Annotated in this window: 19 protein-coding genes and 1 pseudogene; 12 read left to right on the top strand and 8 right to left on the bottom strand. The window is 74.1% G+C overall.

Annotation, left to right across the window (positions count from 1 at the left end):
- Positions 1 to 90: 90 nt before the first annotated feature.
- The gene (locus tag VM636_RS28585) at positions 91 to 774 is read right to left on the bottom strand and encodes a TetR/AcrR family transcriptional regulator (RefSeq protein ID WP_037857679.1); all 684 of its coding nucleotides are present in this window, start codon (positions 772 to 774) and stop codon (positions 91 to 93) included.
- Between the two features lie 175 nt (positions 775 to 949).
- On the opposite strand from VM636_RS28585, the gene VM636_RS28580 reads away from it, so the two are divergent.
- Together VM636_RS28580 and VM636_RS28575 are read left to right on the top strand one after the other, a co-directional pair.
- The gene (locus tag VM636_RS28580) at positions 950 to 2,440 is read left to right on the top strand and encodes an MFS transporter (protein WP_338485993.1); all 1,491 of its coding nucleotides are present in this window, start codon (positions 950 to 952) and stop codon (positions 2,438 to 2,440) included.
- 95 nt (positions 2,441 to 2,535) lie between these two features.
- Positions 2,536 to 3,516 (top strand): ATP-dependent DNA ligase, encoded by a 981-nt coding sequence (locus VM636_RS28575; RefSeq protein WP_030419256.1) that lies wholly within the window; start codon positions 2,536 to 2,538, stop codon positions 3,514 to 3,516.
- Positions 3,517 to 3,628: 112 nt separating this feature from the next.
- Here VM636_RS28575 and VM636_RS28570 read toward each other — a convergent pair whose 3' ends face one another.
- Together VM636_RS28570 and VM636_RS28565 are read right to left on the bottom strand one after the other, a co-directional pair.
- On the bottom strand, positions 3,629 to 4,156 hold the full coding sequence (locus tag VM636_RS28570) for a hypothetical protein (RefSeq protein ID WP_030419255.1): 528 nt from the start codon (positions 4,154 to 4,156) through the stop codon (positions 3,629 to 3,631).
- A 197-nt stretch (positions 4,157 to 4,353) separates the two neighbouring features.
- Positions 4,354 to 4,662 (bottom strand): annotated as a pseudogene (locus VM636_RS28565) (multidrug ABC transporter permease); the annotation flags it as partial.
- 246 nt (positions 4,663 to 4,908) lie between these two features.
- Here VM636_RS28565 and VM636_RS28560 point away from each other — a divergent pair.
- A complete protein-coding gene (locus VM636_RS28560) occupies positions 4,909 to 5,700 on the top strand; it encodes an RNA polymerase sigma factor SigF (RefSeq protein WP_030419253.1) in 792 nt (263 codons plus the stop codon).
- Here VM636_RS28560 and VM636_RS28555 read toward each other — a convergent pair.
- Positions 5,684 to 6,013 carry an ANTAR domain-containing protein gene (locus tag VM636_RS28555; RefSeq protein ID WP_030419252.1) on the bottom strand — a complete coding sequence of 110 codons (330 nt, stop codon included), beginning with the start codon at positions 6,011 to 6,013 and terminating at the stop codon, positions 5,684 to 5,686. The genes VM636_RS28560 and VM636_RS28555 overlap by 17 nt on opposite strands.
- A 225-nt stretch (positions 6,014 to 6,238) precedes the next feature.
- Between VM636_RS28555 and VM636_RS28550 the strand changes: the two genes are divergently transcribed.
- Positions 6,239 to 7,042, top strand: a complete 804-nt coding sequence (locus tag VM636_RS28550) for a VOC family protein (protein WP_030419251.1) — start codon at positions 6,239 to 6,241, stop codon at positions 7,040 to 7,042.
- Positions 7,043 to 7,094: 52 nt separating this feature from the next.
- On the opposite strand, the gene glgX is transcribed toward VM636_RS28550, so the two are convergent.
- A complete protein-coding gene (gene glgX / locus VM636_RS28545; RefSeq protein WP_338485990.1) occupies positions 7,095 to 9,284 on the bottom strand; it encodes a glycogen debranching protein GlgX in 2,190 nt (729 codons plus the stop codon).
- Positions 9,281 to 9,790: a pep a2 gene (locus tag VM636_RS28540; protein WP_338485988.1), complete on the bottom strand. Its 510-nt coding sequence runs from the start codon at positions 9,788 to 9,790 to the stop codon at positions 9,281 to 9,283. The genes glgX and VM636_RS28540 overlap by 4 nt, the downstream gene beginning before the upstream one ends.
- Before the next feature lie 261 nt (positions 9,791 to 10,051).
- Here VM636_RS28540 and VM636_RS28535 point away from each other — a divergent pair, with 261 nt between their 5' ends.
- The 6 genes from VM636_RS28535 to VM636_RS28510 all read left to right on the top strand — a co-directional run bounded on the left by VM636_RS28535 (position 10,052) and on the right by VM636_RS28510 (position 18,961).
- Complete coding sequence (locus VM636_RS28535) at positions 10,052 to 10,372, top strand: DUF5133 domain-containing protein (RefSeq protein WP_030419248.1); 321 nt, start codon at positions 10,052 to 10,054, stop codon at positions 10,370 to 10,372.
- A gap of 55 nt (positions 10,373 to 10,427) precedes the next feature.
- Positions 10,428 to 12,425, top strand: coding sequence for an alpha-1,4-glucan--maltose-1-phosphate maltosyltransferase (locus tag VM636_RS28530; RefSeq protein ID WP_030419247.1), 1,998 nt, complete (start codon positions 10,428 to 10,430; stop codon positions 12,423 to 12,425).
- Positions 12,422 to 14,140 (top strand): maltose alpha-D-glucosyltransferase, encoded by a 1,719-nt coding sequence (treS, locus tag VM636_RS28525; RefSeq protein WP_030419246.1) that lies wholly within the window; start codon positions 12,422 to 12,424, stop codon positions 14,138 to 14,140. Before VM636_RS28530 ends, treS begins: the two co-directional genes overlap by 4 nt.
- A gap of 28 nt (positions 14,141 to 14,168) precedes the next feature.
- On the top strand, positions 14,169 to 15,530 hold the full coding sequence (locus VM636_RS28520) for a maltokinase (protein WP_053914273.1): 1,362 nt from the start codon (positions 14,169 to 14,171) through the stop codon (positions 15,528 to 15,530).
- Between the two features lie 3 nt (positions 15,531 to 15,533).
- Positions 15,534 to 17,765, top strand: a complete 2,232-nt coding sequence (gene glgB / locus VM636_RS28515) for a 1,4-alpha-glucan branching enzyme (protein ID WP_053914272.1) — start codon at positions 15,534 to 15,536, stop codon at positions 17,763 to 17,765.
- A gap of 104 nt (positions 17,766 to 17,869) precedes the next feature.
- Positions 17,870 to 18,961, top strand: a complete 1,092-nt coding sequence (locus VM636_RS28510; RefSeq protein WP_053914271.1) for a glutamate--cysteine ligase — start codon at positions 17,870 to 17,872, stop codon at positions 18,959 to 18,961.
- 543 nt (positions 18,962 to 19,504) lie between these two features.
- Here the strand turns inward: VM636_RS28510 and VM636_RS28505 are convergent.
- Entirely contained in the window at positions 19,505 to 19,738 is a 234-nt protein-coding gene (locus VM636_RS28505; protein ID WP_030419242.1) for a DUF6480 family protein, read from the bottom strand.
- A 154-nt stretch (positions 19,739 to 19,892) separates the two neighbouring features.
- Here VM636_RS28505 and VM636_RS28500 point away from each other — a divergent pair, with 154 nt between their 5' ends.
- Positions 19,893 to 21,794 (top strand): AMP-dependent synthetase/ligase, encoded by a 1,902-nt coding sequence (locus tag VM636_RS28500; protein WP_338485983.1) that lies wholly within the window; start codon positions 19,893 to 19,895, stop codon positions 21,792 to 21,794.
- Between the two features lie 154 nt (positions 21,795 to 21,948).
- Positions 21,949 to 22,383: an ATP-binding protein gene (locus tag VM636_RS28495; RefSeq protein WP_030419240.1), complete on the top strand. Its 435-nt coding sequence runs from the start codon at positions 21,949 to 21,951 to the stop codon at positions 22,381 to 22,383.
- 152 nt (positions 22,384 to 22,535) lie between these two features.
- Here VM636_RS28495 and VM636_RS28490 read toward each other — a convergent pair whose 3' ends face one another.
- Complete coding sequence (locus tag VM636_RS28490; protein ID WP_030419239.1) at positions 22,536 to 22,907, bottom strand: hypothetical protein; 372 nt, start codon at positions 22,905 to 22,907, stop codon at positions 22,536 to 22,538.
- Positions 22,908 to 23,002: the final 95 nt, after the last annotated feature.

Here is a 23,002-nt window from a genome sequence, read left to right as displayed (position 1 = left end):
CCACGGGACCGTCGGCGGGTCCGCTACGCGGCACAGGCGATCCCGCCCGCCGGCGGACTCCCCTGCCCGAGCCGATCGGTCCGCCCGCCGTCAGGCGTGTGCCGTCCCGTCGCCGCGGCGGGCACGGGGTGTCACGGGCGCCAGCCACATACCGACGATCGCGTCGACCAGGCCGTCGGCCGCGTCCTGCCAGGAGGGCCGGGGGGTGGGCTGTCCCCCGGCGAGGGCCCGCTCGCGCTCCGCCGCCGTGTGCACGATCAACTGGCGGGCCATGTCGCCGCGTTCTGCGCGCACCTCGCGGGGCAGCTCGGGCATGCACCGGTTGCGTCCGTCGAGGATCGCCCGCAGGGTCGGGGAGGCCAGCGACTCCTCCGTCACGATCCGCCGCAGCGCCGGGTCGGTGGTGACCTGGGCGCAGAACCGCGCGTACCAGGTCGGACTGCCGAGCGCGGCGAGGTGGTCGTAGAGCGGCCGGACCAGGCAGTCCACCCAGTCGCGGACGTCCGTGGAGTCGCCGAGGGCGGCCAGTTGCCGGGCCCGCAGCGCCTCGATGCGCTCGGAGTGCCGCTGGGCGATCGCGCGCACCAGATCGGTCTTGGTGCCGAAGTGGTAGCCGACCGCCGCGTTGTTACCCTGCCCGGCGGCCTCGCTGACCTGGCGGTTGGAGACCGCGTACACCCCGTGCTCGGCGAAGAGCCGCTCGGCCGTGGTGAGGATCGCCTGCCGGGTCGCACCGACCTGTTCCGCCCGTGCCGTCCCGCCCGTTCTGCCCATCGCCGCGCCGCCAGCCTTTCCGTACCCGTCGGCGGCAGCCTACGCAACCGCCCGGTGACCCGCCCCGGCCGTGCGGGGTGCGCCGCCCGGTTCCCGTACAGTACGTCAAGCGACTGATTTAAATCATGTACGTCTTCCTCTGGCCGTTGGCCGTACTCCCCGGAAAGGCACCTTCATGCCCTCTCCCCCCGCCGGACCCGCCGGTCCCGCCCGCGCCGAGACGTCCGCCCCGCAGCGGCCGAACGTCGTGGTGGCGGCGCTGGCGCTGGCCGGGATCACCGTCTCGCTGATGCAGACGCTCGTGATCCCGATCGTCCCGGAGCTGCCGAGGCTCCTCGACGCCCCGGCCTCGGAAACGGTCTGGGCGGTGACGGCGACCCTGCTGGCGGCGGCCGTCGCCACCCCCGTCGTCGGCCGGCTCGGCGACATGGCCGGCAAGCGGCGCATGCTGCTGGTCAGCCTGGTGGTGCTGGTCGCCGGTTCGGTGGTCTGCGCGCTGAGCGACTCCCTGGTCCCGATGATCGCGGGCCGGGCCCTGCAGGGACTGTCGGCCGCGGTCGTGCCGCTGGGCATCAGCATCATGCGCGACGAACTGCCCGCCGAGCGGCTGGCCGGCGCCACCGCCCTGATGAGCGCCTCGCTCGGCGTGGGCGGCGCCCTCGGCCTGCCCACCGCCGCGCTCATCGCGGACCAGCTCGACTGGCACATGCTCTTCTGGACCTCGGGCGCACTCGGCGCCGCCGCCCTGGCGCTGGTGGCGGTGTGCGTGCCCGAGTCGGCGGTGCGCGGCGGCGGACGGTTCGACCTGCCGGGCGCGCTCGGCATGGCCGTCGGCCTGGTCTGCCTGTTGCTGGCCATCTCCAAGGGCGCCGACTGGGGCTGGACGAGCGCGACCACGCTCGGCCTGTTCGCGGTGGCCCTGGTGGTCCTGCTGGGCTGGGGCCGCTGGGAACTGCGCACACCGCAGCCGCTGGTGGACCTGCGCACCACCGTGCGCCGTCAGGTGCTCTTCACCAACCTGGCCTCCGTCGCCATGGGCTTCTCCATGTTCGCGATGTCCCTGGTGCTTCCCCAGCTCGTCCAGTTGCCCGAGGCCACCGGTTACGGTCTGGGCGGCTCGCTGCTGACCGCCGGCCTGGTGATGGCGCCCTCCGGCCTGGTGATGATGGCGTTCGCGCCGCTGTCCGCGATGGTCTCCCGGGCCCGGGGCCCGAAGACGGCGCTGATGACCGGCGCCCTCATCGTCGCCGCCGGGTACGGGCTGAACGTCTGGCTGATGTCCGAGCTGTGGCACCTGGTGCTGGCCTCCTGCGTCATCAGCGCGGGCATCGGCTTCGCCTACGGCGCCATGCCGGCCCTGATCATGGGGGCAGTGCCGGTCGGCGAGACCGCCGCCGCCAACAGCCTCAACACGCTGATGCGGTCCATCGGCACCTCGGTCTCCAGCGCCCTCGCGGGCGTGATCCTGGCCCAGATGACCGTGAACCTCGGCGGCTTCGCCGTCCCCTCCCAGAGCGCGTTCAAGGCGGTCCTGGCCGTCGGGGCGGGAGCGGCGCTGCTCGCCTTCGCGCTGGCCGCCTTCGTGCCGCGCCACCGCCCGGCCGCGCCGACGCAGGCGCCGGCCCCCGCCGGCCGGGTCGGGGCCGGCGCCGTCCGGGGGCGCTGAGCGGGCGGTGGCGGCCCCGGGCGGGACCGGCGCCGTTCAGGCGAACCTGGCGGGCGACACGCGTGAGGGCGCGCGGGCCCGTCGAGAACTCCCCCGTGGACCTGCCTCTGATCGCGCCCATGCTCGCCACCGCCGGCTCCCTGCCGCCCCGCCGGCAGGACGCCCGTTGGGCCTACGAGACCAAGCAGGACGGCCAGCGCGTCGTGGTCTACCTGCCCGGCGACGGACGGGTGCTGCTGCGCGCCCGCTCCGGACAGGACATCACGCCCGCCTACCCCGAGCTGGCGCCGCTCGGCACCGCGCTCGGCCCGACCCCGGCGGTGCTGGACGGCGAGGTGCTGGCCCTGGACGAACGCGGCCGGGCCGACTTCCAGTTGCTCCAGTCCCGGATGGGCCTCGCCCACTCCCCCGCCCTCGCCGCGCACCGGGCGGCGCGGGTCCCGGTACACCTCGTCCTGTTCGACGTGATGCACCTGGGCACCGAGTCCCTGCTCCCCCTCGGCTACACGCGCCGGCGGGGCCGGCTGGAGGAACTGGCGCTCGACGGCCCGTCCTGGTCGACGCCGGGCGCGGTCGTCGGCCACGGCGAGGAGGCCCTGCGCGCGACCCGCGAGAACGGCCTGGAGGGCCTGGTCTGCAAGCGGCTGGACTCGGTCTACGAGCCGGGGGTGCGCTCCCGGGACTGGATCAAGATCCGCAACATGCGCAGCGAGGACGTGGTGATCGGCGGCTGGCTGCCCGGCAAGGGGCGCCTGGGCGGTCTGCCCGGCGCGGTGCTGGTGGGCCAGCGGGCCGCGGGCCGGCTGCGCTACGTCGGCGGCGTCGGCACCGGCTGGAGCGAGGCTGAGCGCACCGATCTGGCGGCGCTGCTCGACACCGCCGCGAGCGACACCTGCCCCTTCGACCCCGTGCCGGCCGTGCCAGGGGCCCGCTGGGTGGTGCCCCGGCTGGTGGGCGAGGTCCGGTTCAGCACCCGCACCCGGGAGGGGATGCTCCGCCAGCCCTCGTGGCTGCGGCTGCGCCCGGACCTGGCGCCCGAGGAGTCCGCGGCCGACGTCCCGGACGACCTCGTCTGACCCGGCCCGCACGGGGCGACTGCCCACGCGGTCGGGGTTGTTGTTCACCCCCGGGTCATCCGAACCCCCTGGGCGCGCAGGGGAATCGACGGCACCCTTGCCCCCTCGTGGGTCAGACGGCACCCTCGTCCGCCTGGCCGCGCAGGAAGGCGCTCACCTGGTGCGCCAGGCCGCCGTCCCACGCCGTGCCCGAGGGGACCGCACCGGTGGGGCCCTCGGGCAGGCCGAGCCCGCCCGTCCACATCCGGCGGCCGGCCCACTCCTCGTCGACGCGGAGCTGGACCTGGACGTCGACCCGGCACAGGTCCGCCTCCGGGGCGGCGGCGTAGAGGACGGCGGTGACCCGGCGCAGCGGGTGGACGTCGAAGCCCTCCACGAACTGGGAGTTGCGCCAGTCGAGGAAGGCGCTCTCGCCGTCGGGGCCGACCCGCACGTCGATCTGCCCGTCCTCCAGGTGGACGGCGCAGGGCCGCTCGCCCCGGTTCTCGACGGTGATCCGCACCCGGAAGTAGGTCAGTCCCTCGGCCGCGTCGTCGCGCCCGCGCGGAGGCTCGGCCGGTTCGAGACGGTGGACGCGGAGACGCAGACCGGCATGTTCGTCGTACTCCCGCCAGTCCCCGACCACGTTCGGCTCGTACACAGCACACCTCTCGACTTCCCGAAGCTGCTTCCTATCCGTGTGCTCAGCGCACTGTCAAATGCGCTGAATGCGCCGTGGCCAGGGATTTCGCCCCATCTGATCGTTGATCAAGCGCTGCGCAGGAACGATGCCCCGGCGGGCGCCCGCACGGGTGGTCCGGGCGTGCCGCACGTCACGTCCGGGCCGTGTCCGGCCGGTCACCGGGCGAGCCGGCCGAGCGGGGCGGAGGCGGCCAGGACCCCAGGGCCGCGGCGCCCGTGAGCACGGCGAGATCCGGCCCGAGGCGGGCGGGGGTGCCGAGCGGGAGGCCGCGCGGGGCGTCGACCTCGTAGCCGAGCGGGTTGGCCCTGCCGACCGCCTGGAGCCGGGCGGGCCTCACGGAGACCGGTGATCGGCGCGAATCTCGGAGTCGGCGTCACCAGCGGCTTGTTGGGCACCCCGGCGTCGCGTTCCGAGGTGATCTGGGTGCCGTGGAAGAGGGCGATGGACATCGCGGACTGGACGATTCGCCGGAGGTCAGCGGCCCGCGCGCCCGTTCGAGTGGCCACGCGGCCCCTCCAGGTCCAATATCCATATATATGAGGACTTGTTTCGCACGCGGCGGCCCCGGGCATGCCGCACCCAGTGCTTCGGACAGGAGGCACGCCCGCGGGAGCCGGCACGCCCGGGCCCCCGGTGCCCCCCATGAGGCCCGAACCGACGCGCCCCATGGTGTTCCTTCCACCCGGCACCCCTGCTGAGGAGGTGCGCCCATGCGTATCGCCGGCAGAACCAAGCCCCATCCGCACGACGACGCCCCCGACACCGTAGCGGCGTTCGAACGGCTCGCCACACTGCCGGACGGGCCCGAGCACAAGGCGCTGCGGGACGAGCTGATCCGGCTCTGGCTGCCCATGGCCGAGCGGATCGCCGTCCGCTTCCGGGGACGCGGCGAGAGCCTGGACGACCTGTACCAGGTGGCGGCCCTCGGCCTGGTCAAGGCCGTCGACCACTACGACCCCGAGCGCGGCCACGCCTTCGAGGCGTACGCCGTGCCGACCGTGACCGGCGAGATCAAGCGGCACTTCCGCGACCACATGTGGACGCTGCACGTGCCGCGCCGCGTCCAGGACCTGCGCAACCGGGTCCGCCGGTCCGCCAAGGAACTCGCCCAGACGACACCGGGCCGCTCCCCCACGATCGAGGAGATCGCCGAGCACGCCCACCTGAGCACGGACGAGGTCCGCACCGGCATGGAGGCCCTGGAGTGCTTCTCCGCGCTGTCGCTGGAGGCGGAGATGCCCGGCACCGACGGGTACGCCCTCGCCGACGCCCTCGGCGGTCCCGACCCCGCCTTCGACACGGTCGTCGACCGGGTGGCCGTGCGGCCCTGTCTGGAGGCGCTGCCCGAGCGCGAGCGGACCATCCTCTACCTGCGCTTCTTCCGGGGGATGACGCAGAGCCGCATCGCCCAGCAGCTCGGGATCTCCCAGATGCACGTCTCGCGGCTGCTCAGCGGCTGCTTCGACCGCATCCGCGAGGAGATCCTCACCGAGACCGGATGACGGGCGGGTCGCCCGGCACGCGGGTGGGTCCGTGGCGGTCGAGCGAGTCCTCGAGGGCGGCCCGGACCGGCTCGGGCATCACGCCGGTGCGGCCCCAGACGAGGATCGTCTCCGCGACATTGCGCAGTTTGGTGTTCGTGTGCTGGGAAACCTCCTTCAGGACGGCCCACCCCTCGTCGGGACCCACCCGGCCGAGCACCACGATCATCCCGATCGCCTGGTCGACGACGGCGTGCGAGACGACGGCCTCCTTGAGCTGGCGCACCTGCTCCTGGAGCGCGAAGATCTGGTCCGGGTCATCGTCCGGGGACATGGCCACCTCCGGGTCCGGCGGGTGAGCGACGCCCGCGCCGCGCGGTACCGCTCCGACGGGTCCATCGTGCGCAGATGCGGGGCCCGGCGCCACTGCGCCGTACGGGCCGCCGGGACCACCGTTTCGGCGGTGCCGCCGGGGTACCCGGCAGGCGCCCCCCACCGCCGCGGCCGGACACTGGTGGAGAGCGGCGCCCGCCGCGGACGAGAGCAGGACGCGACTGACATGAACGACCACAGGACCTCCCCCGCCGGCCGGCGGGGCACCCTCTCCACGCACTCCGTGTTCGGGGCGCCCTGCTGGGTCAGCCTGACCAGCCGCGACCTGAAGGTCACCGAGGAGTTCTACTCGGCCGTACTGGGCTGGCAGTGGCGTCCCGCCCGGCTCGGCGACCCCTTCCGTATCGCGCTGGCCGACGGGCGGCCGGTCGCCGGGATCGCCGCGGTGGCCGGGATGTGGCAGATGGCGGTGGCCTGGACGCCGTACTTCGCGGTGCGCAGCGCGAACGAGGCGGTGTCGCGGGCGCAGGAGCGCGGCGGCACCGCCGCGGTCGGGCCGATCTCCCTGCCGCCGGGCCGGGGCGCGCTGCTCGCCGACCGGGACGGGGCGACCTTCGGCATCTGGGAGGGCGAGCTGTTCACGGAGTGGGAGACCTGGCGCACCGCCCAGCCGGCCTTCATCCGGCTGCACACCCGCGACGCCTTCGACGCCGCCATCTTCTACGGCGAGGTGTTCGGCTGGGCCGACCCCGAGGGGGACTGCGAGGTCCAGTACGAGGGCGGCGAGGTGGTCCTGCGCAACCAGGGGCACGTCGTGGCGCGGATCGTGTCGGGGGCGCTGGGGGCGGCGCCCGACCCGGCCATCCGGCCGCACTGGCAGGTGCACTTCGCCGTCGAGGACGTCGCGGCGTGCGCGCGCGCCGCGGAGGTGCACGGCGGCGGGGTGCTGGCGGTGCGCGAGGACGAGGCGGTGCTGCGGGACGTGGACGGCGCGCAGTTCACGGTGACCGTGCGCCCGGCGCCCCGCTGAGCCGCCCGTCACCCGTCGGGCCGCCCCGCCGGCGTCCTGTCGGCGGGGCGGCTCACGTCGTTCCCCCGGCGGCCGGCGGGGGAGGCCGGCGGACGCCCTCCGCGGGGGAGGGGCGGGAGAGCAGGACGAGGCCGCGCGGCGTGACGGTGAGCGCCGTGCCGGCCTTGCGTTCGGTCTCGTCCGGGACGCCCTCCGGGTCGGCGGTGTCGACGAGGGCGGTCCAGCGTTCACCGTAGGCGGGGCCGGGCAGCCGGAAGCGGGCGGGCTCCCAGTGACTGTTGAGCAGCAGCAGGAAGGAGTCGTCCACGACGGGCCGGCCGTGCGGGTCGGGTTCGGCGATGGCGTCGCCGTTGAGGAAGACGCCGACCGCGTGGCCGTCGGCGCGCCGCCAGTCCTCGTCGGTCATCTCCCGCGCGTCCGGCAGCAGCCACACGAGGTCGGGCAGCGGGGCGCCGGCCCGGCCGGCTGCCGGCTCGCCCCGGAAGTAGCGGCGCCGGCGCAGCACCGGATGGGCGGCGCGCAGGGCGATCAGGCGCCGGGTGAAGTCGAGCAGGGCCCGCTGCTCCTCGTCGAGCCGCCAGTCGATCCAGGAGGTCTCGTCGTCCTGGCAGTAGGCGTTGTTGTTGCCCCGCTGGGTGCGGCCCAGTTCGTCGCCGTGGCCGAGCATGGGGATGCCCTGGGAGAGCAGGAGGGTGGCGAGGAAGTTGCGCTGCTGGCGCCCGCGCAGCTCCAGCACGGCGGGGTCGGTGGTCTCCCCCTCGGCGCCGCAGTTCCAGGAGCGGTTGTGGCTCTCGCCGTCCCGGTTGTCCTCGCCGTTGGCCTCGTTGTGCTTGTCGTTGTACGAGACGAGGTCGCGCAGGGTGAGACCGTCGTGCGCGGTGACGAAGTTGACGCTGGCCCGGGGCCGGCGGCGGCTGTGCTGGTACAGGTCGGAGGAGCCGGTCAGCCGGGAGGCGAACTCGCCGAGCGTGTGCTTCTCGCCGCGCCAGAAGTCCCGTACGGCGTCGCGGTACTTGCCGTTCCACTCCGACCACAGCGGGGGGAAGTTGCCCACCTGGTAGCCGCCCTCGCCCAGGTCCCACGGTTCGGCGATGAGCTTGACGCGGCTGATCACGGGGTCCTGCTGGATGAGGTCGAAGAACGCGGAGAGCCGGTCCACCTCGTGGAACTGGCGGGCCAGGGTGGCCGCGAGGTCGAAGCGGAAGCCGTCGACGCGCATCTCGGTGACCCAGTACCGCAGCGAGTCCATGATGAGCTGGAGGACGTACGGGTGCCGCATGAGAAGGCTGTTGCCGGTGCCCGTGGTGTCGTAGTAGTGCTGCCAGTCGCCGTCCACCAGGCGGTAGTACGAGGCGTTGTCGATGCCGCGGAAGGAGAGGGTGGGGCCCTTCTCGTTGCCCTCGGCGGTGTGGTTGTAGACCACGTCGAGGATGACTTCGAGGCCGGCCGCGTGCAGCGCCTTGACCATCGACTTGAACTCGGTGACCTGCTCGCCGCGGGTGCCGTGGGCCGCGTAGCCGTTGTGCGGGGCGAAGAAGCCGATGGTGTTGTAGCCCCAGTAGTTGGCGAGGCCGCGGTCCCGCAGGACGCCGTCGTGCACGAACTGGTGCACCGGCATCAGCTCCACGGCGGTCACGCCGAGGGAGGTGAGGTGGCCGACGACCGCGGGGTGGGCCAGCCCGGCGTAGGTGCCGCGCAGTTCCTCGGGCACGTCGGGGTGGGTGCGGCTGAGGCCGCGCACGTGGGCCTCGTAGATCACGGTGTCCGCGTAGGGGTGCCGGGGCGGGCGGTCGTCGCCCCAGTCGAAGTAGGGGTCCGCGACGACGCCGAGCATGGTGTGCCCGGCGCTGTCGGCGGGGTCGGGTCCGCCGGGGTCCCTCTCGAAGAGGGAGGCGTGGTTGTCGACCTGCCCGTCGACGGCCCTGCTGTAGGGATCGAGGAGCAGTTTGGCGGGGTTGCAGCGGTGGCCGGCGGAGGGGGCCCACGGCCCGTGCACCCGGTAGCCGTAGCGCTGCCCCGGACCGACGCCGGGCAGGTGGCAGTGCCACACGAAACCGTCGACCTCGGGCACGGGGACGGTGGTGTGGCGGCCGTCGTCGTCGACGAGGACGAGGTCGACGTGTTCGGCGACCTCGCTGAACAGCGCGAAGTTGGTGCCCCGGCCGTCGTAGACGGCGCCCAGGGGGTAGGGGTGCCCGCTCCCCACGGGCGCCCCTTCCCCGCTCGGCCGGGAACGGCTCACCGGGCCCCCTCCGGGACACCGGCGGCGGCCGGTGCGGCCAGACGGGCGGCCGGCAGGAGCGTGCGGGGCAGGCGCAGCCCCTCCCGGGTGATCGGCTCCGGCGGGTTCGGCACCAGCGGGACGCGTTCGCCGGCGCGGGCGCGCTGGGAGAACCAGATGACCTTCGCGCCGGTGCCGGTGGCGCAGCACCCCCAGCCGTCGCTGGTGGCGGCGAGGTGCCGCAGGCAGCCGCGCAGGTCCTGGTCGGGCCGCAGGGCCCGGTCGCGCCCGCCGACGGCGGTGATGAGGTGCTGGCGGTTCCACCACAGCTCGATCGACGTGTTCTTGTCGCTGGCGTGCTCGTCGATGCCCCAAAGCAGCATCTCCGCCCCCGAGCAGACGGGTTCGACGAGGTTCTCCAGGTCCCAGTGGCGCAGGTGGGCGGCCAGGATGCGCCTGACCTGTCCGACCCGGTCCGGGGTCACCTCCACGTCGAGGTGGTAGTAGCAGGGCACTGCGGTCTCCATCGTCTTGGCTCCTCACCGCGACAGCTCGCGCCGTATCCCCGTCCCTTGGGGGAGGGGTTCCCCGAACACGAAGCGTGAGCGTCGATCGCTTCTGAGTGACTCCAGCGTGCGATCGGTAGTCCATTCGTGCAACACGAACACCGCCCGTCACCACGCCCACGCGCACTGTTGAAGATCCAACAAGACGGCGCGTCACTGTCCGTGCACCATGTGTGAAGAACTCGACGCCCGTACCGACCGTCCCGAAAGGTGGCCGGCACCATGCTGCTCCCCGCGAAGACCGAAGTCGCCCGGCAGCTACGGCGTTTCCGCGCCTGGGAGCGGAGGATGCTCGCGTCGCCCGCGGACGTGGCGGTGCGGGCGACGTTCGAGGACTCCGGCTACACCCTCTGCGTGCTCATGGGGAAGCGGTGCGCACGCGAGGCCGCGGACGCCGCGGAGCGGTACCTGCGGACCACCCTGGTCACCTACCTGCGGGAGCAGGGCGAACGGCCCCGCGGCGTCCGGACGCCGCGCCGGGCCCCGGAGGCGGTGGACCGGCTCGCCCCGTCGGGGCGGACGGCCCCCTCCGGCGTGGCGTGACCCATCCGGCCGGGCCGGTCGGGCCCGGCGTCGAGCACGGCGGAGGTGAGAACGGATGAGGACTGTGGAGATCGGGCGGATTCCGGTGCGGGACGTCCGCCCGGCGGTGGAGGGCGGCAGACGGCCGGCGAAGGCGGTGCCGGGCGAGACGTTCGAGGTCACCGCGACCGTGTTCCGCGAGGGCCACGAGGCGGTGGCCGCCAACGTGGTGCTGGAGGACCCCGAGGGGCGGCCGGGACCGTGGACGCCGATGCGGGAGCTGGCGCCGGGCACGGACCGCTGGGGCGCCGAGGTCACCCCGGACGCCCCGGGGCGCTGGACCTACCGGGTGGAGGCGTGGGGCGATCCCCTCGCCACCTGGCGCGAGCACGCCCGGATCAAGATCCCGGCGGGCCTCGACACGGGGCTGGTGCTGGAGGAGGGCGCCGAACTGTTCCGCCGGGCGGCGGCCGGCGTGCCGCGCAAGGCGGGCCGGCCGGTGGTGACGGCCGCCGCGAAGGCACTGCGGGACGACGCGCTGCCGGCGGCCGAGCGGCTGGCGGCGGCGCTCGCGCCGGAGGTGACGGCGGTCCTGGCCCGGTACCCGCTGCGGGAACTGGTCACCAGCAGCGAGCCGTTCCCGCTGCTGGTGGAGCGGGAACGGGCGCTGTACGGCGCGTGGTACGAGTTCTTCCCGCGTTCGGAGGGCACCCCGGAGCAGCCGCACGGCACGTTCCGGACCGCCGAGCGACGGCTGCCGGAGATCGCCGGGATGGGCTTCGACGTGGTCTACCTGCCGCCGATCCATCCCATCGGCACCACCCACCGCAAGGGCCGCAACAACACCCTCACCGCCGCTCCGGACGACGTCGGTGTGCCGTGGGCGATCGGCTCGCCGGAGGGCGGACACGACGCCGTGCACCCCGCGCTGGGCACGGTGGACGACTTCGCGCACTTCGTGGGCCGCGCCCGCGCGCTGGGGCTGGAGGTCGCGCTCGACTTCGCCCTCCAGTGCTCGCCGGACCACCCCTGGGTGCACAAGCGTCCCGAGTGGTTCCACCACCGCGCCGACGGCACCATCGCCTACGCGGAGAACCCGCCGAAGAAGTACCAGGACATCCATCCCGTGGCCTTCGACACCGACATGGACGGCCTGGTCGCCGAGAGCGTCCGGGTGCTGCGGCACTGGATGGGCCTGGGCGTCCGGATCTTCCGCGTGGACAACCCGCACACGAAACCGGTCGTCTTCTGGGAACGCGTCCTGGGCGAGATCAACCGCGCCGACCCCGACGTCGTGTTCCTGGCCGAGGCGTTCACCCGGCCCGCGATGATGCGCACCCTCGCCCAGATCGGGTTCCAGCAGTCCTACACGTACTTCACCTGGCGCAACACCAAGCGGGAACTGACGGAGTACCTCACCGAGCTGACGGGGGAGTCCGCCGCCTCGATGCGGCCGAACTTCTTCGTCAACACCCCCGACATCCTCCCCGCCTACCTCCAGCACGGCGGCCGTCCCGCCTTCGAGGTCCGCGCCGTCCTCGCCGCGACCCTCTCCCCCGCCTGGGGCGTCTACAGCGGCTACGAACTCTGCGAGAACACCCCCCTGCGCCCCGGCAGCGAGGAGTACCTCGACTCCGAGAAGTACCAGCTCACCCCCCGCGACTGGGCCGGCGCCGCCCGCGAGGGCCGCACCCTCGCCCCCCTCATCACCCGCCTCAACACCCTCCGCCGGGAGCATCCCGCGCTGCGCCGGCTGCGCAACCTGAGCTTCCACCGGGCCGACAACGACCAGGTCATCGTCTACAGCAAGCGGGCCGGGTCGGACGTGGTCCTGGTGGTCGTCAACCTCGATCCCCACCACACCCAGGAGGCCACGATCTCCCTCGACATGCCGCGACTCGGCCTCGGCCGGCACGCGTCGACGCCGGTCCACGACGAACTCACCGGCGAGACCTACCAGTGGGGCGAGACGAACTACGTGCGGCTGGAGCCCGGCCGGGCACCCGCGCACGTCTTCCACGTCCCGTGCCCGTCCGCCGCAGCTGCGCACACCGAAGGGCCGGGAGCCTCATGACCGTCAACGAGCCCGTAGCGGACACCTTCGAGGACACCCCGGCCAGGGACCGCGACCCGGACTGGTTCAAACGAGCCGTCTTCTACGAGGTCCTCGTCCGCTCCTTCCACGACAGCAACGGCGACGGCATCGGCGACCTGAAGGGCCTCACCGCCAAACTGGACTACCTCCAGTGGCTCGGCGTCGACTGCCTCTGGCTGCCCCCCTTCTTCACCTCCCCCCTCAAGGACGGCGGCTACGACGTCTCCGACTACACCGCCGTCCTCCCCGAATTCGGCGACCTCGCCGACTTCGTCGAGTTCGTCGACGCCGCCCACCAACGCGGCATGCGCGTCATCATCGACTTCGTCATGAACCACACCAGCGACCAGCACCCGTGGTTCCAGGAATCCCGCGCCCACCCCGACGGCCCCTACGGCGACTACTACGTCTGGGCCGACGACGACACCCGCTACCCCGACGCCCGCATCATCTTCGTCGACACCGAAGCCTCCAACTGGACCTACGACCCGGTCCGCCGCCAGTACTACTGGCACCGCTTCTTCTCCCACCAGCCGGACCTCAACTACGAGAACCCCGCCGTCCAGGAGGACATGCTCGCCGCCCTCAAGTTCTGGCTCGACCTGGGCATCGACGGATTCCGCCTCGACGCCGTGCCCTACCTCTACGCCGAGGAAGGCACCACCTGCGAGAACCTGCCCGCCAGTCACGCCTTCCTCAAACGGGTCCGCAAGGAGATCGACGCCCAGTACCCCGACACCGTCCTGCTCGCCGAGGCCAACCAGTGGCCCGAGGACGTCGTCGACTACTTCGGCGACTACGCCTCGGGCGGCGACGAGTGCCACATGGCCTTCCACTTCCCCGTCATGCCCCGCATCTTCATGGCCGTACGCCGCGAATCACGGCACCCGGTCTCCGAGATCCTGGCCAAGACACCGGCCATCCCGTCCGGCTGCCAGTGGGGCATCTTCCTGCGCAACCACGACGAACTGACCCTGGAGATGGTCACCGACGAGGAACGCGACTACATGTGGGCCGAATACGCCAAAGACCCCCGCATGCGCGCCAACATCGGCATCCGCCGCCGCCTCGCCCCCCTCCTGGACAACGACCGCGACCAGATCGAACTCTTCACCGCCCTGCTGCTGTCCCTGCCCGGCTCGCCGATCCTCTACTACGGCGACGAGATCGGCATGGGCGACAACATCTGGCTCGGCGACCGCGACGCCGTCCGCACCCCCATGCAGTGGACCCCCGACCGCAACGCCGGCTTCTCCTCCTGCGACCCCGGGCGCCTCTTCCTGCCCGCCATCATGGACCCGGTCCACGGCTACCAGGTCACCAACGTCGAGGCGTCGATGGCGTCGCCCTCGTCGCTGCTGCACTGGACGCGGCGGATGATCGAGATCCGCAAGCAGAACCCGGCCTTCGGCCTCGGCACCTACACCGAACTGCCCTCCTCCAACCCCGCCGTCCTCGCCTTCCTCCGCGAGTACGAGGACGACCTGGTGCTCTGCGTCCACAACTTCGCGCGGTTCGCCCAGCCCACCGAGCTGGACCTGCGCGAGTTCGCCGGGCGGCATCCGGTGGAACTGTTCGGCGGGGTCCGCTTCCCGGCCATCGGCGAGCTGCCGTACCTGCTGACCCTCGGGGGCCACGGCTTCTACTGGTTCCGGCTCACCCGAGGCGCATCCCGCATCGGCCGCCCCGTGTGACCCCCGGCCGAGGAAAGGACGCGTCACCATGCAGAAGACCGCTCCCCCGCGCCCCAGGGCCACGCACCTCGCCGAGCCCATGGTCTCGCTCGGCGGGCTGCTGCGGGACTGGCTGCCGCGCCAGCGCTGGTTCGCGGGCAAGGACCGGCCCGTGGCCGAGCTCGCCCTGCTGTCGATGACCGAGCTCTTCCCGGGCTGCCTGCACCTGCTCGTCCACACCGGTCACGGCCCCGTGCCCGCCCCCGGCGGCACTCCCCCGGCGGGCGACTGCTACCAGCTCCTCCTCACCGTCCGCGAGCGCCCGGCACCGCACCTGGGGCGGGCGCTCGTCGGCCGGGTGCGGGAAGGGCCGCTGGCCGGACGGACGGTCTACGACGCGCTGCACGACCCGCGCACCGCCCAGCTCCTGCTGGAACGCCTCCGGCACCCGGGCACCGCCGGCCCGCTCCGCTTCGAACGGGACCCGGCCCGACAGGTGCCGGCCGGTCTCGCGCCCCGGCTGCTGGACGCCGAGCAGTCCAACTCCTCGCTGGTGTACGGGGACGAGTTCATCCTGAAGCTGTTCCGGCGGATCCAGCCCGGCGTCAACCCGGACCTGGAGGTGCCGGGCGCGCTGGCCCGGCAGGGCTGCGACCGGGTCCCCGCGCCGGTGGCGTGGCTGCGCACGACCCGTCCGTACCAGGCGACGCTCGGCGTGCTCCAGCCCTTCCTGCCCGACGCCGACGACGGCTGGACCCTCGCCCTCGCCGCGCTGGGCCGCGGGGACGACTTCACCGCCGAGGCCCACGCGCTGGGGCGGGCCACCGCCGACGTGCACCTGGCGCTGGCCTCCGCCTTCCCGGCCGCGCCCGCCGGGCAGAACACGCGGACGGCGGCGGCGATGTCCGAACGGCTGACCGCCGCCGCGCACTGCGTGCCCGCGCTCGGGCCCCACGTCGCCGGGCTCCGGGGAGCCTTCGCGGCGCTGGCCGGCTGCGACTGCGGCCCGCCCGACCAGCGCGTCCACGGCGACCTCCACCTGGGTCAGGTGCTCAGGGCCGGCCGGGACTGGTTCGTCATCGACTTCGAGGGCGAGCCGTCCCGGCCGCTGTCCGAACGGCGCAGCGCCCACTCCCCGGTGCGGGACATCGCGGGCATGCTGCGCTCCTTCGACTACGCCGCCCGCCAGCGCCGCCCGTGGCGCCCCGAATGGGCCCTGCGCTGCCGCGAGGCGTACTGCGCGGGGTACGCCTCCCGGGCCGGCTGGGACCCCCGCGAGAAGCACGGCCTGCTGCGCGCCTACGAGACGGACCGGGCGGTCTACGAAGTGCTGTACGAGGCCCGCCACCGTCCCGACTGGCTTCCCGTACCCATGGCGGCGATCGAACGACTCGCCGCGAGAGGAGACTGACCCGTGGCCCTGCGCGACACCACCCTCCCCGAGCCGTCCGGCCCCGTCCCGCCCGTCACCGGGCCGTGCGGCACGGCGCCGCCCCTCGATCCCGGCGACCGCGGGCGGCTGCTGGCGGGCGCGCACCACGATCCGCACGCCCTGCTCGGCGCCCACCCGGTGCCCGGCGGGATCGCGTTCCGGGCGCTGCGCCCGTACGCCCGCGGGGTGAGTGTGGTCGTCGGCGGACAGCGGCACGCCCTCGTCCCGGAGGGGGACGGACTGTTCTCCGGCGTCCTGGAACTGCCGGAGATCCCGGCGTACCGGCTGGCCGTGGCGTACGGGGAGGACAAGCGGGAGACGGAGGACCCGTACCGCTTCCTGCCCGCGCTCGGCGACATGGACCTGCACCTGATCGGCGAGGGCCGGCACGAGCGGCTGTGGCGGGCGCTGGGCGCGGAGCCGATGACGCACCAGGGCGTGACGGGCACCCGGTTCACGGTGTGGGCGCCGAACGCCCTGGGGGTGCGGGTGGCCGGCGACTTCACGCACTGGGACGGGACGGCGTTCCCGATGCGCTCGCTGGGCTCCTCCGGCGTGTGGGAGCTGTTCCTGCCCGGGATCGGGGAGGGCGCGCGGTACAAGTTCGAGATCCACTCCCGGCACGGGCAGCGGTTCCTCAAGGCCGACCCGATGGCCCGCCGGACGGAGGAGCCGCCGGCCACGGCCTCGGTCGTGACCGCCTCGCACCACACGTGGGGCGACGCGGAGTGGATGAGCCGCCGGGGTGCCGTGCCGGTGCACGAGGCGCCGTTCTCGGTGTACGAGGTGCACCTGCCGTCCTGGCGCCCGGGGCTCTCCTACCGCGAACTGGCCGACGTGCTCCCCGCCTACGTGCGGGACCTCGGCTTCACCCACGTCGAGCTGATGCCGGTCGCCGAGCACCCCTACGGCCCGTCCTGGGGCTACCAGATCACCGGCTTCTACGCGCCGACCGCGCGGCTCGGCTCCCCCGACGACTTCCGGTACCTGGTGGACGCGCTGCACCGGGCCGGCGTCGGCGTGATCCTGGACTGGGTGCCGGCGCACTTCCCGAAGGACGACTGGGCGCTGGCCCGCTTCGACGGTGACCCACTGTACGAGCCGGGTGACGCCCGGCGCGCCGAGCACCCGGACTGGGGGACGTACACCTTCGACTTCGCCCGCACCGAGGTGCGCAACTTCCTCGTCGCGAACGCCGTGTACTGGTGCGAGGAGTTCCACGTCGACGGGCTGCGCGTGGACGCCGTCGCCTCGATGCTCTACCTGGACTACTCGCGGGACTCCGGCCAGTGGGAGCCCAACGCGTACGGCGGACGGGAGGACCTGGCGGCGGTCGCCTTCCTCCAGGAGATGAACGCGACCGTCTACCGCCGCTGCCCCGGGGTGGTGACGATCGCCGAGGAGTCGACCGCCTGGGGCGGGGTGACGCGGCCGACCGACACCGGCGGGCTCGGGTTCGGGTTCAAGTGGAACATGGGCTGGATGCACGACTCGCTGGAGTACATGAGCCACGAGCCGGTGCACCGCAGGCACCACCACCACGAGATGACCTTCTCCATGGTGTACGCGTACAGCGAGAACTACGTGCTGCCGATCTCCCACGACGAGGTCGTGCACGGCAAGCGGGCCCTGGTGTCCAAGATGCCGGGCGACTGGTGGCAGCGGCGAGCCGGTCTCCGCGCCTACCTGGGGTTCATGTGGGCCCACCCCGGCAAGCAACTCCTCTTCATGGGACAGGAGTTCGCCCAGGGCGGGGAGTGGTCCGAGGCGCACGGGCCCGAGTGGTGGCTGCTGGACGACGGGTACCACTCGGCGGGGGACCACCGCGGGGTGCGGGACCTCGTCCGGGACCTCAACACCCGCTACCTGCGCACGCCGGCGCTGTGGCAGCGCGACACCGACCCGGCCGGGTTCCGCTGGGTGCGGGTCGACGCGGCCGACGACAACGTCCTCGCCTTCCTGCGGCTGGACGCGGCAGGCGCCCCGCTGCTGGCGGTGTCGAACTTCTCCCCCGTCGTCCGCCACGACTACGCGCTCGCCGTGCCGGAGGGCCCCGCCGCCTGGCGGGAGGTCCTCAACACCGACGACGCGAAGTACGGCGGCGGCGGCGTCACCCGGCCCGGCCCGGTCGCGCCGCAGGACGGCGCGGTCCGGATCACGCTGCCGCCGCTGGCCACGGTGTGGCTCGCGCCGGACGCGCCGTCGCTCCCCTGAGCCCCGGGGAGGTGTCCGCCCGGCGTGCGGGGGCAGTCGGGGTGCACGGGCGGGAGTGTCCCGCCGACACCGCGGCCGGGCCCGCGCAGAGAGGGCGGCATCAGGTGCGTACCGTCGGAGTGGAGGAGGAACTCCTCCTGGTCGACCCAGACTCCGGTGAGCCGCGCGCGCAGTCGGCCGCCGTCCTCGCCCGCGCGGGACGCGGCGCCGCCCCGCGGGGCGTCTTCGAGGAGGAGCTCCACGGCCAGATGCTGGAGTTCGCCACGCGTCCGCAGACGGACCTCGGGCTGCTGCACGCCGACATCGTGCGCTGCCGCGCGGAGGCGGCGCGGCACGCCGCGGGGGCCGGCTGCGCGGTCGCGGCGCTCGCCACCTCCCCGTTGCCGGTCACGCCCTCGGTCGGCGGGCACCGGCGCTACCGGTGGATGGCCGCCCAGTACGGCGTCGTGGTCCACGAGCAACTGGTGCTCGGCTGCCACGTGCACGTCGCGGTGGACGGCGACGAGGAGGGCGTCGCGGTGATCGACCGGGTGCGGCCGTGGCTGCCGGTGCTCTCGGCGCTCAGCGCCAACTCCCCCTTCTGGCAGGGCCGCGATTCCTCGTACAGCAGCTATCGCAGCCGGGTGTGGCAGCGGTGGCCGTCGGCCGGCCCGACGGAGCTGTTCGGCTCGGCCGCGGACTACCGGCGACGGGTCGCCGACATGGTCGCCACCGGCACCATCCTCGACGAGCGGATGGTCTACTTCGACGTCCGGCTCTCCCCGCGCTATCCGACGGTGGAGTTCCGCGTCGCGGACGTGTGCCTGGACGCCCGGACCGCCGTCCTGGTCGCCGCGCTGGCCCGCGCCCTGGTGGAGACGGCGGTGCGGGAGTGGCGCGAGGGCGCGGCGCCGGCCGCGCACAGCGTGAGCCTGCTGCGGCTGGCCGCGTGGCGGGCCGCCCGCTCCGGGCTGACCGGGGAGCTGCTGCACCCGGAGACGATGCGGCGGGCGCCGGCCGCCGCGGTGGTCGACCGGCTGCTGGCCCACACGGGGGAGGCGCTGGCCGCCGACGGCGACCTGGACCGGGTGCGGGAGGGCGCCGCGGAGCTGCTGCGCCACGGCAACGGCGCCCGGGTCCAGCGCGAACTGCTGGCACGCACCGGCAGCCTGCGCGAGGTCGTCGCCGCCTGCGTCGCCCGCACCCAGGCGGCCTGACAGCGGCCACCGTCACCGGTCGACGGGCAGCACGCGCGCGACGCCGGTGGCCGGGGCTCCCGGCCCGCAGCCGACGGCCCGGCGACGGCAGCCGCAGCCGGGCCCGCAGGGCCGCCGGGCCGCCGGGCCGCCGGGCCCGCGAACGCGGGAGACCGGCCGCGGGCCGGTGCCGGAGGCGGCGCGACGAGGTCCCGGCACGGCGGCCCCGAGCCCGCCCGGCGTGGCGAAGGGCCCGGCCGCCGGGCCGCCCGGCCCGCACGGGAGCGGGAGACCCCGCCGGGCGCCGCGCCAGGGGCGGGCGGGCCGGCGCGGGCGGGCCCGGAGACCGTGGCGGTGGCCATGCGTGCGGGCGGACGCCCGTGGCGAGGTCACCCCGGCGGGCGGGCGGGGCCGCCCGCCCGTTCCACCGGGGCCCGGGACGCGGACGGGGGCCCGTCGGCCCCAGCGGCCCGCGTCCGCGCGGGCCGGGGCCGCCCGGCGGCGGTCGGGGCGCCGGGCAGCGGCCGGGCGGTGGTCGGGCGCCGGGCGGTGGGGCGCGGCCGGTCAGAAGATCAGGGCGAGGGCGTATCCCAGCAGACCCGCCGCGAAGACCACGACCAGCGCGAGGATCAGCGTCAGCGGGCCCTTCGCCCATCCCTTGGGCGGGTTGTGCGATTCGTAGGGGCCCGCCTCCGGCAGGCTGCTCTCCGCGGGCGGGGTCTCCCCGGGCGGGACGCCGCCACCCGGCTCCAGGCCGGTGGTGCGCTCGGGATCGGGATCGGGGTTCGTGAAGGTCATGCTCCCCGGGTCCCCCGATCCGGCCGAGATCACCAGGCGGCCACACTTCCGCCGTCCCGGCCCCCCGGTGTCCCCGGCTCGGCTAGATTCGAGCTCCCGGCCGATGACGGTGCCCGTCCGCGACGTCACCCTCTGTACAGCTCAGGAGCAGCGCATGCGCGAACTCGCCCTCGCTCCCCCCGCCGCCTCGCCCCTGACCGGCGGACTCGCCGACAGTGTCTTCGAGACGGCGGACCGCACGCCCCGGCTCCCGGTGCTCGCCCGGCGGCCCGTGCCGTCCTCCGCCGAGTGGGTGACGGTGTCGGCGGCGCGGTTCCGGGACGAGGTGGTCGCCCTGGCCAAGGGCCTGATCGTCTGCGGCATATCCCCCGGCGACCGGGTCGCCATCCTCGCCCGCACCCGGTACGAGTGGACGCTCTTCAGCTACGCCCTGTGGACCGTCGGCGCCGAGGTCGTGCCCATCTATCCCTCGTCCTCGCGTGAGCAGGTCGAATGGATCCTGCGCGACGCCCGCTGCGTGGCCGTGGTGGTCGAGGACGAGCAGAGCGTGATGACCGTGGGCTCGGTCTGCGCCACCCTGCCCGCGCTCGGACACGTCTGGCAGCTCGACGCCGGCGCGGTGGAGATGCTGGTGGAGCGCGGCGAGTACATCCCGCCGGCCACGGTCGACTCGATGCGCCGGATCGTCCTGCCGGACTCCACCGCGGTCGTCGCCTACACCTCGGGCACCTCCGGCCAGGCCCTCGGCTGCGCGCTGAGCCACCGCAGCGTCGCCAGCCCGTGCGACACGCTGCTCGCCGGCTGGGGCCACACGGTGGCGCCCCCGGGCGAGCAGGGCGTGATCCTCGCCTTCCTGCCCTTCTCCCACGTGTACGGGCTGATGATCCAGACGCTGTGCCTGCGCGGCGGGCTGCTGATGGGGCACGAGCCCGCGATGAGCGAGGAGGCGTTGTCCCGGGCCCTGCGCACCCTGCGGCCGACGTACCTCTACGCGGTCCCCTCGGTGCTGGAGCGGCTCTACAAGAACTTCCTGCGCGCCGCGCAGGAGTCGGGCCGCGGCGCGCTGTTCGAGCGGGCCGCGGAGACCGCGCGGGACTTCGCCGAGGCCCTGGAGCGCCGCCGCCTCGACCGCGGGCCGGGTCCGGGCCTGGACCTGCGGATGCAGCACGCGCTGTACGAGCGGACGGTGTACCGCCGGCTGCGCACGGCCCTCGGCGGGCGGGTGCGCCGGGCCACCTCGGGCGGCTCGCCGCTCAGCCGCGACCTGTCGCTGTTCTACGAGGGCATCGGCGTCTACGTGCACGACGGGTACGGCCTGACCGAGACCAGCGGCGGGCTGACCATGCAGCCGCTGGGCCGCGAGAAGTCCGGCACGGTCGGCAAGCCGCTGCCCGGCGTCGACGTCCACCTGGCGGAGGACGGGGAGATCCTGGTCCGCGCCCCCTCGATGTTCCAGGGGTACGTGGGCCGGGAGGCCGCGACCCGTGCGGTGCTGCGGGAGGGCTGGTTCGCCACCGGCGACCTCGGCCACCTGGACCAGGAGGGCTACCTGACGATCACCGGCCGCAAGAAGGACGTCATCATCACCAGCGGCGGCAAGAGCGTGACGCCGTCCGCGCTGGAGGAGCGGCTGCGCGAGCACCCGCTGGTCCACCAGGCGGTCGTGGTGGGCGACAACCGGCCCTGCGTCGGCGCGCTGATCACGCTGGATCCGCGGTTCCTGTCGCACTGGCGGGCGGGCCTGGCCCTCCAGGGCGACGCGTCGATCCGCGAGGCCCGCGAGGAGAACGCGCTGCGCGAGGAGATCGCGCGGGCCGTCGCCGCCGCCAACAGCGCCGTCTCCCGTTCCGAGTCCATCCGGGTGTTCCGCATCCTGCCGGAACCGTTCGACGTCGCCAGCGGACTGCTGACCCCGTCGATGAAGCTGCGCCGCGACGAGATCGTCCGGACCTACGCCGCCGAGATCGACGCGATGTACGAGGCGCGCTCGCGCCGCCGGCCGCCCGCGGAGGAGCCGGCCAGCTGGGACGATGCGGACAACGTGTTCTTCCGCTGACCCCGCGCCCCCGCCGTCCCGTCCCCTCCCCGGCGCCCCTCGCGCCGCTCCGTCCCCGGTGCACGCGCGTAGGCTCCGCCCGCACGGGAACTAACCAACCAGGGGGGCGCAGGACAAGGACGATGCCCGGCCCGTGCCGGGCCGGGAAGGCGAGATGGCAGCCGAGCCGCGTTGGGACAGGACACTGGCTTCCGAGGAGATCACGAACCGCATCGCCAGCTTCACCGGGGAACTGCACAACGTGACCGGTGCGCGTCTGGTCGCCGAGGACTTCCTCGGCGACCTGGCCCGGGTGGCGCCCCCGGCGGCGCCCGAGCACTGGGACGACATCCTGCTGGTCGTCACCGAACTCGCGGCCAACGCCGTGCAGTACGCGCCGGGCCCCTTCCAGTTGCGGCTGCGCAGGACCTTCGACGGGGTGCACGTGGTGATGCACGACACCAGCGCGACGGAGCCCGCGCCGCGCCCCTTCCATCCCAGCAGCGGCGGCGGGGGCATCGGCTGGCACCTGATCCACACCCTGTCCGACCAGGTGAGCGTGGTCACCGGCGCGCGGGGCAAGGACATCCACGTGTTCATGCCCTGGTGAGCGGGGCGCCCCCCGGGGCCACGTGGCCGGGCCGGACACGCGCCGGCCGGGTCGGGGTCGGTCCTCGCGGGCGGCGGGGCGCAGGGGGTCCGGCCGGCCGGTTCCCCCTGCGTGGTTCCCCGGAACGTGCCGTGCGGGCGTGCGGCACCCGCTCAGGGGCGGCGGGCCTCCCCCGCCGCGAGCCGGTGGTAGTAGTCGCCGACGGCCGCCAGGTACGCCCGGTCCATCGTCTCGCTGTCGGTACGGAAGCGGGGCGCGGCCTTCACCTCCGCCCGGGTGCAGCCCAGGGTCACCCTGCGGGCGGCCGGGTCGACGCGCCGGACGACGCCCACCGGGACGAGCGCGCTGCGGCCGAAGACCCACACCCCCGTGTCGACGACCAGGTGGCGCATGCCGAAGTGGCCGGCCTGCCGGTCCACGCGCCCGACGGCACCGTCGCTCGCGTGGACGGCGAACCCCGTCGGGTCCCGCCCCTCCACGTACCCGCTGTCCGCCCGGAACGACCAGATGCTGTCCGTCGGCACGCTGCCCCTTTCCTCCCGCGCCGGTCGGTGGGTGACGGGCCCGGGGCGGATACCGCGGGCCGGACCGGCTCCCCCGGATGAATACCCGCCCGGGG

This window comes from Streptomyces sp. SCSIO 75703, from assembly GCF_036607905.1.
Lineage (GTDB): Bacteria > Actinomycetota > Actinomycetes > Streptomycetales > Streptomycetaceae > Streptomyces.
This window is presented reverse-complemented; position numbering and strand designations above follow the sequence as displayed.